General features: G+C 39.8%; 11 protein-coding genes. 10 read left to right on the top strand and 1 reads right to left on the bottom strand.

The window, feature by feature from the left end; all coding sequences use genetic code 11:
- The first annotated feature begins 136 nt into the window (after positions 1 to 136).
- On the top strand, positions 137 to 1,774 hold the full coding sequence (gene pyrG / locus AC2VNP_RS09330; protein ID WP_486917069.1) for a CTP synthase: 1,638 nt from the start codon (positions 137 to 139) through the stop codon (positions 1,772 to 1,774).
- A 338-nt stretch (positions 1,775 to 2,112) separates the two neighbouring features.
- On the opposite strand, the gene AC2VNP_RS09335 is transcribed toward pyrG, so the two are convergent.
- Positions 2,113 to 2,649: a DUF2529 family protein gene (locus AC2VNP_RS09335; protein ID WP_486917070.1), complete on the bottom strand. Its 537-nt coding sequence runs from the start codon at positions 2,647 to 2,649 to the stop codon at positions 2,113 to 2,115.
- 153 nt (positions 2,650 to 2,802) lie between these two features.
- On the opposite strand from AC2VNP_RS09335, the gene AC2VNP_RS09340 reads away from it, so the two are divergent.
- The 9 genes from AC2VNP_RS09340 (at position 2,803) to AC2VNP_RS09380 (ending at position 11,453) form a co-directional block, all read left to right on the top strand.
- Positions 2,803 to 3,177, top strand: a complete 375-nt coding sequence (locus AC2VNP_RS09340; RefSeq protein ID WP_486917071.1) for a response regulator — start codon at positions 2,803 to 2,805, stop codon at positions 3,175 to 3,177.
- A 458-nt stretch (positions 3,178 to 3,635) separates the two neighbouring features.
- The gene (gene fba, locus AC2VNP_RS09345; RefSeq protein WP_486917072.1) at positions 3,636 to 4,499 is read left to right on the top strand and encodes a class II fructose-1,6-bisphosphate aldolase; all 864 of its coding nucleotides are present in this window, start codon (positions 3,636 to 3,638) and stop codon (positions 4,497 to 4,499) included.
- A gap of 104 nt (positions 4,500 to 4,603) precedes the next feature.
- A complete protein-coding gene (gene fsa, locus AC2VNP_RS09350) occupies positions 4,604 to 5,248 on the top strand; it encodes a fructose-6-phosphate aldolase (protein WP_486917073.1) in 645 nt (214 codons plus the stop codon).
- A gap of 307 nt (positions 5,249 to 5,555) precedes the next feature.
- Positions 5,556 to 6,842, top strand: coding sequence for a UDP-N-acetylglucosamine 1-carboxyvinyltransferase (gene murA, locus AC2VNP_RS09355; RefSeq protein ID WP_486917074.1), 1,287 nt, complete (start codon positions 5,556 to 5,558; stop codon positions 6,840 to 6,842).
- 212 nt (positions 6,843 to 7,054) lie between these two features.
- Positions 7,055 to 8,020 carry a class II fructose-bisphosphatase gene (gene glpX / locus AC2VNP_RS09360; protein WP_486917075.1) on the top strand — a complete coding sequence of 322 codons (966 nt, stop codon included), beginning with the start codon at positions 7,055 to 7,057 and terminating at the stop codon, positions 8,018 to 8,020.
- A gap of 364 nt (positions 8,021 to 8,384) precedes the next feature.
- Positions 8,385 to 9,662 (top strand): transcription termination factor Rho, encoded by a 1,278-nt coding sequence (rho, locus tag AC2VNP_RS09365; protein ID WP_275119291.1) that lies wholly within the window; start codon positions 8,385 to 8,387, stop codon positions 9,660 to 9,662.
- A gap of 130 nt (positions 9,663 to 9,792) precedes the next feature.
- Complete coding sequence (locus AC2VNP_RS09370; RefSeq protein ID WP_486917076.1) at positions 9,793 to 10,038, top strand: type B 50S ribosomal protein L31; 246 nt, start codon at positions 9,793 to 9,795, stop codon at positions 10,036 to 10,038.
- 227 nt (positions 10,039 to 10,265) lie between these two features.
- Positions 10,266 to 10,877 (top strand): thymidine kinase, encoded by a 612-nt coding sequence (locus tag AC2VNP_RS09375; protein WP_486917077.1) that lies wholly within the window; start codon positions 10,266 to 10,268, stop codon positions 10,875 to 10,877.
- A gap of 99 nt (positions 10,878 to 10,976) precedes the next feature.
- Entirely contained in the window at positions 10,977 to 11,453 is a 477-nt protein-coding gene (locus AC2VNP_RS09380) for a hypothetical protein (protein WP_486917078.1), read from the top strand.
- Positions 11,454 to 11,803 lie beyond the last annotated feature (350 nt).

Below are 11,803 nucleotides of genomic sequence, written 5' to 3' on the forward strand. Positions count from 1 at the left end.
AGCTTCCACAGGATGTGTTGACTTCGATGTTCCCACAGGACGTGGGGTTAGTCGAAGATCCATTTTCTCAGAGATTTTCCCGGACTTTTTGAACATCCTCTAACAGATAAATATTTTTCAAAAGGGGTAGATGAGATTGAGTACGAAGTATATTTTTGTTACCGGAGGCGTTGTTTCTTCATTAGGAAAAGGAATAACAGCTGCTTCCCTAGGACGTTTATTAAAAAATCGAGGGGTAAAAGTAACGATTCAAAAATTTGACCCTTATATTAACGTGGACCCAGGAACAATGAGCCCATATCAGCACGGGGAAGTGTTTGTAACCGATGATGGAGCGGAAACAGATCTAGATTTAGGTCACTATGAGCGTTTTATCGATATTAACTTAAGCCAAAACAGTAACGTGACAACGGGTAAAATTTACTCAACTGTTATTAAAAAAGAACGCCGCGGAGATTACCTAGGCGGAACAGTACAAGTTATTCCACATGTTACGAACGAAATCAAAGAGCGTGTATTCCGTGCCGCTCGTGAAACAAAAGCAGATGTTGTTATTACAGAGATCGGTGGTACTGTAGGTGATATCGAGAGCTTACCGTTCCTTGAGGCGATCCGTCAAATTAAAAGTGACGTTGGCGTAAACAATGTTATGTATGTTCACTGTACGTTAATTCCTTACTTAGCAGCTGCTGGCGAAATGAAGTCGAAGCCGACACAACATAGTGTAAAAGAACTTCGCAGTCTAGGAATTCAGCCGAACGTTATTGTTGTTCGTACAGAGAAGCCAGTACCTCAAGATATGAAAGAAAAAATTGCGTTATTCTGTGATATCGATAAAAATGCGGTCATTGAAGCACGCGATGCAGAAACATTATATCAAGTACCATTAGACCTTCAAGCTCAAGACTTAGATGATATTGTATGTAACTATTTAGGTCTGCAATGCGGCGATGCGGACATGGTCGAGTGGCAGGCACTTGTCAATAAAGTACAAAACCTCTCAAAGAAAACGAAGATCGCCCTTGTTGGTAAATATGTTGCGTTACCGGATGCATATTTATCAGTTGCAGAAGCGCTTCGCCATGCAGGGTACGCATTCGATTCAGATATTGAAATCAAATGGATAAATTCTGAAGAAGTAACACCTGAGAACGTGAAAGAATTACTTGGAGATGCTGACGGGATTTTAATTCCTGGTGGATTTGGGGACCGCGGTGTTGAAGGTAAAATTGCAGCGCTTCAATTTGCAAGGGAAAACAAAGTTCCTATGTTAGGAATTTGCCTAGGAATGCAATTAGCATCAATCGAATTTGCACGCAACGTCCTCGGATTAGAAGGTGCAAACTCAGCTGAGCTAAATCCAGAAACAAACTATCCGATCATTGATCTTTTACCAGAGCAAAAAGATGTTGAAGATATGGGCGGAACGTTACGTCTAGGATTGTATCCTTGTAAATTAGTGGAAGGCAGTGTCGCTCACCAAGCATACGAAGAGCAAGTGGTTTACGAGCGTCACCGTCACCGTTACGAGTTCAATAATGAGTACCGTCAACAAATGGAAGAAAAAGGTTTTGTTTTCTCTGGGACGAGCCCAGATGGCCGTTTAGTAGAGATCGTTGAAATCCAAGACCATCCGTTTTACGTAGCATCTCAGTTCCACCCAGAATTTGTTTCAAGACCAACAAGACCACAACCGTTATTCCGTGAATTTATTAACGCCTCATTAAATAAAGGCGCTGTTGTAAAAGAAACGACTTCAAACGGTGCAGTTTAAGAGCTGAATTAAGCTGAATTTTATATAAAAGCAAAAAAACGAGTAAGATCCGTGCGATCTACTCGTTTTTTTCTATTTTTTTGATGTGAATGCGGTTTGGTGGCGAAGTAGCGTATAGTTATCAGCGAAATCGTACCAGATATCGGCGTAACTTTTAAAATATCGGCGGAACAGGAGCGGATATCGGCACAACTTTGAATATATCGGCGAAACTACACCAGATATCGGCGAAACGTCAAATAGGTAGGTTGCTCATGTATTCTATATAACGACATGCCGTCAGCACAAATATTGCTTACTCTATAAACGCATCTAGAACGTTCCTCAACAACAAACAATCACTCATACTCAGCTAAAATATCTGTGGTTGTTAAGTGAAGGCAATGAAAGACAAACAGCGCAAGAAGAGCTGTCGGCGTTCCAATACGGGAGCCGTCATCGGTAGGAACCATTGGACTGGCTTGTAATTGAAATGTCAGATCGGTTAAAGAATGTAAACCGTTACCATCAACTGGATCTTCTTTTGTTTCGCCTATGACTGCAACAAATAGTTTATTTTTCGCTTTTAAGGCACGGGCTATTTCAAGTGCTGTTTCATCATGGCTGCTAGGTGAGAAGATCAAAACGGTATCTTGATCGTCTAATTCTGGAAAATCCTTCATGCCCTCGATTACTTTTACATTTTCAAAGTTGTCGCTTCCATCTTTAAACTGCGGAATGACACTTTTCATTTCACCTGCAGCAAATAAATAAAGAGAATGTCCGCTAACCACTGATTGGGCCATCATACGGCTGCAATCTTCAATCAATTCCTCGTGTTTTTCTTTTATCGACTTCATTTTTCCGCTTAATTGGGTTGTGAATATTTGTATCATTTTTTAATACTCCTCTAAGTCATTCAAATAATTTTTCTCATTGAATATAACCAAAAAAGAGGAAAATCACAAATTTATAGAGAATATAAATAATTGGATTTAAATGAAAAGAATAAAACCTAAAACATAGATAACAAACAGGAGGGTAAACCATTGCCAAAAAAAATCTTAGTCGTAGACGATCAGTATGGAATTCGTGTGTTATTAAATGAAATTCTTCAAAAAGATGGGTATACAATGTTTCAAGCCGCTAACGGAGTTCAAGCGCTGAAAATCGTGGAAGAGGAAGTACCAGATCTCGTTTTATTAGATATGAAAATTCCTGGAATGGATGGTCTTGAAATACTTAAGCGAGTTAAGGAAATCAAACCTCATGTCGATGTGATGATGATGACAGCGTACGGGGAATTAAATATGATTAATGAGGCCCTTAACTTAGGAGCGATTAATCACTTCGCTAAGCCTTTCGATATTGACGATGTGCGTAATGTCATTAAAGAAAACTTTAAATCAAAAAGTATTGGATAACCAAAGTTATTAGTTCGTGTTCAAAAAGGAGGACAAAAAGATCGGAGAAGTTCGAGATGGTGTAGCTGCGAATACCGGAACGTATGCTTTAATACGTGGGGAACAGAGCGACAACCAACGAGCTTCCACAGATGTGGTAACTTCGATGCTCCCACAGGACGTGAGGGGCTTAGTCGAAGATCGTTTTCTCAGAGATTTTTCCCTGACTTTTTGAACACCGTCTATTAGACAAAAATTCGCCTTAAAGAATTAACACAGTCTCCTTTTTTACAAAAAGCATTGTTATGCTATAATGGGTTACGGTCATATTAAGCTTACCAGTCAAGGAAATGATTAGAATACATACTATTTATTTTGGATATTTTTTTCTCATTAAGGGTATCTTGAAAAAGAATTTACCCGCGTATATCGGTAAGTTAGATGGCTAGATGTAGCTTTAATTTAAGGAGGATGAAGAAATGCCTTTAGTTTCAATGACAGAAATGCTTAATAAAGCAAAGGCTGAGAAGTACGCTGTTGGACAATTTAACTTAAATAACTTGGAGTTTACTCAAGCGATTTTATTAGCAGCTGAAGAAGAAAAATCTCCAGTCATTTGTGGAGTATCTGAAGGTGCTGCTCGCTACATGGGTGGATTCAAAACAGTTGTAAATATGGTGAAATCTTTAATGGAAGAGTACAATGTTACGGTTCCAGTGGCAATTCACTTAGACCATGGATCAAGTTTCGAAAAGTGTGTAGAGGCTATTCACGCTGGATTTACATCGGTTATGATCGATGGCTCTCACCACCCGCTTGAAGAAAACATCGCTATAACGAAACAAGTTGTTGCTGTTGCGCATGCTCTAGGAGTATCTGTAGAAGCTGAACTTGGACGTATCGGTGGTCAAGAAGATGATTTAATCGTTGATGAAGCAGAAGCAGCATACGCGATTCCATCTGAGTGTGAGCAATTAGTTCGTGAAACAGGTGTAGATTGCTTCGCGCCTGCATTAGGTTCAGTTCACGGTCCATATAAAGGTGAGCCTAACTTAGGTTTTGACCGTATGAAAGAAATCGATGAATTAGTTGGTATTCCTCTAGTTCTTCATGGTGGAACAGGTATTCCAACAAAAGATATTCAAAAAGCAATCGAATATGGTCACGCAAAAATCAATGTAAATACAGAAAGCCAAATTTCTTCAGCGAAAGCAGTTCGCGAAGTTTTAGCTGAAAAGCCAGATCTTTATGACCCAAGAAAATTCTTAGGGCCTGCACGTGATGCAATTAAAGAAACGGTTAAAGGCAAAATGCGTGAATTTGGTTCTTCAAATAAAGCATAATACTCATCAGCAAGAGTTAAGGGCAGAATCAAATTTCTGCTTTTAACTCTTCATTATTAATGGTTGAAAAAACGCAATCGATGACAATGGATAGGGGGAGCAAAATGAAATTCTTTATCGATACAGCAAATATTAATGAAATTCGCGAAGCGAATGATCTAGGTATTTTAGCAGGGGTGACGACCAATCCTTCACTTGTTGCTAAAGAAGGTGTTGATTTTCATGAACGTTTACGTGAAATTACAGCAATTGTATCAGGGTCAGTGAGCGCAGAGGTTATTGCGACAGATGCTGCAGGAATGATTGAAGAAGGAAAAGAGCTTGCGGCGATTGCCCCTAATATTACAATTAAAGTCCCGATGACAGTAGACGGACTTAAAGCAGTACATGCTTTTTCTGAGTTGGGAATCAAAACGAATGTGACGCTTATCTTCTCAGCGGTTCAAGCCCTACTTGCTGCTAGAGCAGGTGCTACATATGTTTCTCCATTTCTTGGGCGCTTAGACGATATTGGACACAATGGTTTAGATTTAATCAATCAGATTGCTGAAATTTTTGACGTCCATGGAATTCAAACAGAAATTATTGCTGCATCGATAAGACACCCTGTTCATGTGAGTGAAGCAGCGGCAAGAGGTGCACACATCGGAACGATTCCATATAAAGTAATTCATCAACTCGTTAAGCACCCATTAACGGATCAAGGAATAGAAAAATTTCTAGCCGACTGGGAAAAACAACAAAAGTAAATATAGATAAAGAACAGAAAAAATAGCTGACTCACTCAACCTTAGTGTCAGGCACCCTACTACCGATTACTGATGCTAGACATCTTTATTTTACTGATCAGGTGCGGGAGGGAGCTACACAAATTGAGAGTCGGCTTTTTTCTTTTGTAAGTTACCAAAATGGTATGAAAAAATACTTAAAATTTTAAAAAAAGCCTTTATCGGTTTTGAAATTGGTTATAATGGGAAGTATGTGCATGATAACATGAGCAAAATTATAGGTCATTCACTTTAAAAATGATGAGATTGGATGAGGAAGTGAATCAGTATGGAGAAATTACTTATCGAAGGTGGTTACCCTCTAGAGGGAACAGTACAAATTAGCGGTGCAAAAAATAGTGCTGTAGCCCTGATTCCGGCAGCAATATTAGCTGATTCCACTGTGACGATTGATAACTTACCGAGAATATCAGATGTACAATTATTAGCAGACTTATTAGAAGAAATAGGCGGAAAGGTCGAGCTGAAAGATCATGAGATGATTGTTGACCCTAAAGATATGGTAGCCATGCCTCTGCCTAATGGAAAAGTGAAGAAGCTTCGTGCTTCCTACTATTTAATGGGTGCGATGCTCGGAAAATTTAAAAAAGCAGTGATTGGATTACCGGGTGGTTGTAATCTAGGGCCAAGACCAATTGACCAACATATTAAAGGCTTTGAAGCACTCGGAGCAACCGTAACAAATGAGCAAGGAGCCATTTATTTACGAGCGGATGAACTACGAGGCGCAAAAATTTATTTAGATGTCGTTAGTGTCGGTGCGACAATTAATATTATGTTAGCAGCAGTAAAAGCAAAAGGTCGTACGATTATTGAAAATGCAGCAAAAGAGCCGGAGATTATTGATGTGGCTACATTGCTTAATAGCATGGGTGCTAAAATTAAAGGTGTAGGAACCAACGTCATTCGAATTGACGGTGTAGAAGAATTACATGGTTGCCGCCATTCGATTATACCTGACAGGATTGAAGCAGGAACCTACATGATCATGGCTGCTGCAATTGGGCAAAAAATCTTAATCGATAATATTATTCCATATCACGTCGAGTCGTTAATTGCGAAGCTTCGCGAAATGGGTTTAAAGATCGAGACCAATGACGATCAAGTGTTAATCCACAATTGCCTTGCGAAAACAGGCGTTGATATTAAAACTTTAGTATATCCAGGGTTTCCGACTGATTTACAGCAACCATTCTGCACATTGCTTACTCAAGCAGAAGGAACGAGCATTGTAACAGATACAATTTATAATGCCCGATTTAAGCATATTGATGAATTACGCCGTATGGGGGCTAATGTAAAAGTGGAAGGTCGTTCGGCGATCATCTCTGGACCTACGAAACTTCAAGGTGCAAAAGTTAGAGCAAGTGATTTGCGTGCGGGTGCTGCACTCGTTATTGCCGGGTTATTAGCAGAAGGTGTTACTGAATTAACAGGTCTAGAACATGTAGACCGCGGCTATGAGGACTTAGAGAATAAACTGTTAAACCTAGGTGCTAAAGTTTGGCGTGAAAAAATGTCCGATGAAGAAGTCGAACAAGTAAAAAGTTCATAGATACTTCAATCCTAAAGCTGGAATGTAGTATAGTATAATAGAGATTAATTTTATGGCAGTTTATCGTTAGGAAAGATGCTTGGCTTAAGGCGACTATGGTTGTAAGGTTCTTCAACGTGTCTAACGTTAGGCACGTATTGGCGGCCTCAACATAGCTGCTCGGAGCAGGCAGTTCAGCTTTCCAAACAACTGAATAAAAGGGGAGAATCGATATGGAACGAAGTCTATCAATGGAGCTTGTACGAGTAACAGAAGCTGCAGCCCTTGCGTCTGCACGTTGGATGGGTCGCGGAAAAAAAGATGAGGCAGACGAAGCGGCAACTGGAGCTATGCGTGATGTATTTGACACGATTCCGATGAAAGGAACCGTTGTTATCGGTGAAGGTGAAATGGACGAAGCACCGATGTTATACATAGGTGAAAAGCTAGGGACAGGCTATGGCCCTCGTGTCGATGTTGCTGTAGATCCGTTAGAAGGAACAAATATCGTAGCATCCGGTCAGTGGAATGCACTAGCTGTCATTGCTGTTGCTGATCACGGTTGTTTATTACATGCACCAGACATGTATATGGATAAAATTGCAGTAGGACCAGAATCAGTGGGTAAAGTCAATATTGATGCACCTATCGCTGAGAATTTAGCTGCCGTTGCGAAGGCAAAAAATAAGGATATTGAAGATTTAGTTGTCGCGATCTTAAACCGTGAGCGCCATGCGCAAATGATTAAGGAAATTCGTGAGGCTGGTGCTAGAATCAAACTTATGCCTGATGGTGATGTAGCAGCTGCAATTAATACGGCTTTTGAGGATACTGGTGTAGACATTATGCTAGGTTCTGGAGGGGCACCAGAAGGCGTACTAGCAGCGGTCGGACTAAAATGTCTAGGTGGAGAACTTCAAGGAAAGTTATTACCACAAAATGAAGAAGAATTAGAGCGTTGCCGTAAAATGGGAATTGACGATCCAAATCGCATTTTAATGATGGATGATTTAGTAAAAGGTGACGATGCAATCTTTGCAGCTACCGGTGTAACCGATGGAGAGCTTCTAAGAGGAGTCCGTTATAAAGGGACTACTGCCGTAACACAATCATTAGTAATGCGTGCAAAATCAGGAACTGTCCGTTTTGTGGATGGTAAGCATAGTATGAAAAAGAAACCAGACTTAGTCATCAAATAAAAAAATTGGATGCCACCAGATAAAATCTGTGGTATCCAATTTTTTTGTGAATTTTAGTAAAGAATAATTGAATAAAACGCAAGATTGTGGTTAAAATAGTAACTATACGCAAAATAAATAGATCCTACATTTTCAAATGCTATTAAACTTCATTTTACTCCTTCTTTTATTAAGAGATCGTTTCCCGAATGAATTCTATTCATTTTATTCAGCTTAAAATCATTTTTGATCCATATAATCAGTGATTTAAAACTTTAAAAAAAATTAACACAAAGTACATAAGTGTGGCTGCTGACGTATAAAAGTGTTTATTTGATTTAAATAAGTGGTATGTTTTAGTATAAAAGAAAAGCGTGGTGTCCCAATGGGAATTAATTTAGCAGAATTAGAAAATAAGAAGCTGAAAGAGCTTTATGAGCTTGCGAAAGAATATAAAGTATCCTACTATAGTAAGTTAAACAAAAAAGAATTAATCTTTGCAATTTTAAAAGGACAAGCTGAAAAAGATGGATTAATGTTTATGGAAGGTGTTCTTGAAATTATTCAATCAGAAGGATTTGGATTTTTAAGACCTATTAATTATCTTCCAAGCCAAGAAGATATTTACATTTCCGCATCACAAATTCGCCGATTTGATTTAAGAAATGGTGATAAAGTTTCAGGTAAAGTAAGACCACCAAAGGAAAACGAGCGTTATCACGGACTTTTACATGTAGAAGCGGTAAACGGTGAAGACCCAGACACTTCAAAAGAACGTCCTCACTTTCCGGCCTTAACTCCTCTTTATCCGAATGAAAAAATTCAATTAGAAACGCCAAACCCAAAAAAAATTTCATCACGAATTATCGATGTCATTTCACCTGTTGGTTTTGGACAACGTGGTCTGATCGTAGCGCCACCAAAAGCTGGTAAAACGTCACTACTAAAAGAAGTAGCGAACAGCATTGCTGAAAACCAGCCGGATGTTGAACTGATCGTCTTACTTATTGATGAGCGTCCAGAGGAAGTAACGGATATCGAACGTTCTGTAAAAGCGGAAGTGGTTAGTTCCACGTTTGATGAAGTACCAGAAAATCATATTAAAGTAGCCGAATTAGTATTAGAACGGGCAATGCGTCTTGTGGAACATAAGAAAGATGTAGTCATTTTAATGGATAGTATAACTCGACTGGCGCGTGCTTATAACCTTGTCATTCCACCGAGTGGACGTACATTGTCAGGGGGGATTGATCCTGCAGCGTTCCACCGACCGAAACGTTTCTTCGGGGCTGCAAGAAATATTGAAGAGGGTGGAAGCTTAACGATCTTAGCTACTGCGTTAGTAGAGACTGGCTCTCGAATGGACGATGTCATTTACGAAGAATTTAAAGGTACAGGTAACATGGAGTTGCACTTAGATCGTAAATTGGCTGAACGCCGTATTTTCCCTGCGATTGATATTTTACGTTCAGGAACGCGTAAAGAAGAGCTGCTTTTACCGAAAGATCAGTTAGAAAAAATGTGGGCGATTCGCAAAACAATGACAGACTCGCCAGACTTCATGGACCACTTCATTCGCAGAATTAAAGAAACAAAGACAAATGAAGACTTTTTTGAAGCGATGGAAAAAGAGATGAGCGGGTTTAAAAAAGGCAGAAGATAAAGTTCCGGTATTATCCAGTAACTATATTCAAAATAAAGTTGCAAAATGGTCTATGCCTTGTTATAATTTCGTCATGTGTGATTTTAAACTCTGTTTCGAAAAGATTCAGGGCGGAAGGAGTTGAGAACGAATGAGACCAGAAATTCATCCTGAGTACCGTAAAGTGGTATTCTTAGATACAACTACTGGATTCAAGTTTCTAAGCGGTTCTACGAAGTACTCAAACGAAACGATTGAGTGGGAAGACGGTAACGAGTATCCATTACTTAAAGTGGAAATTAGTGCTGATTCACACCCATTCTACACTGGTAAGCAAAAGCTTGCTGATGCTGGTGGCCGTGTTGACCGCTTCAAGAAAAAATATAACCTTAAGTAATATCCGATTCGGAAGATACAGGCAAGTAACAACTTGCCTGTTTTTTCATATCTAGAGGTGTAAAAACTAAACCTAATTAGCTCTAGCTCCAGTGTTACGAACGTATAAATTCTATTCACATTGAAGCGTTACGGTAGGCATAAATGCTTTTTCAACATAGAATTTTTATCGAGTAGCATGGAAGCTTTTTATATAGAACAACAATGCATAAGGTGGGGGAACGTTGCATGTACTTAATGAAAAAGGAAGGCTGGATTGAGGTCATCTGTGGAAGTATGTTCTCGGGAAAGTCAGAAGAACTTATCCGACGTGTCCGAAGAGTCAGCTACGGAAATTTAAAGGTTCAAGTCTTTAAGCCGGTGATCGATAATCGATACAGTGAAGTCGAAGTTGTTTCACATAGTGGCTCTAAAGTAATGGCTCAGCCAGTTGGACAGGTTATAGACATTTTAGAATCGGTACAAGAGGATACACAAGTAGTCGCAATTGATGAAATTCAATTTTTTGACGAAAACATTGTTGGCGTGGTCGATGAGCTGGCTAACAAAGGAAAAAGAGTCATCTGTGCAGGATTAGATCAGGACTTTCGCGGAGAGCCTTTTGGTCCGATGCCATTACTCTTATCATTAGCGGAAGAAGTACAAAAATTACATGCTGTTTGTCCTTGCTGTGGTTCACCAGCGAGCAGGACACAGCGCTTGATTGAAGGGCGACCGGCGAGTTATCATGACCCGATTATTTTAGTTGGCGCTTCTGAAAGTTATGAACCACGTTGTCGTCATTGTCACGTCGTTCCTGAAAAACCACAGCTCGTTAAAGTGGAAAAAGTGCGAAGCTAACGTAAAGCTAGGTTGGGTAAATTTGTGCAGTAAGTAATGATGGGTTACGGGTACTCTATAAATGCAGCTTCATGAATGTTGCAATGGAGGTGCCCTACAATGAAGAAGTTCATAATTGGCTGTGGATTAAGTGCTTTACTGCTTTCGGCTTGTACGCCAGCCAATCCGCCGCAAGCGTTAGGTGGAAACCCAGGCGGATCTGGGCAACAGGTGACAGGCCAAGACATTAGCTATGGGATGTTAGGTCCTGGTCCGATTAATTACCACGTCATTAATCACCGACCATTTCCTCTACATGAAGGAGAAGTAAATCATAGCGCGAGTTTCCGTACATTAACACCAGACAGGCAGGATTTAGGCGACGACCAAGATAAAATTAGAGAAATCGTCGAGTTAAAAGGCTTTAGGCCAGGAATGATTATTATGGCTGGAAGTCATGTTTGGGTGAATGTTAATGACGACGGAAACTTCCAGGGGAAAGCGAAAGAAAAGAAACTTAAGGAATTGCGAACGGCTTTACGGCAAGGGATTCCGCGGTACCAAATTCACTTAAACACAGGACAACAACAACAATAATCTCTTGTTATGAGGGCGACTCGTTCGTATGGATCAGAACTTCTAGTCTGTTAAGGGTAGAAGCTACGGAACCCATACGTCCTGAGTCACCTCATTTTTTGTTTTATGAGTTGTGCCTTGCGCTTGCAGGAGAAAAAACACTGCACACGACGAGATTAGGTGCCTAAAGCGGTGTTGAAGCTGTCGGTATGTGATTATTTTATTAGAATAAGGAACAATTCTGCTTTAAAGCAAGAGATAGAGCAGAATTTTGCCAGTAAAAGGAATAATTTCGCACTAAAGCGAGAGATAGGGCATTATTTTACCAGTAAAAGGAATAATTCTGCTTTAAAGCGAGAGATAGAGCAGGA

It is taken from the genome of Alkalihalobacterium sp. TH-98 (genome assembly GCF_057473385.1).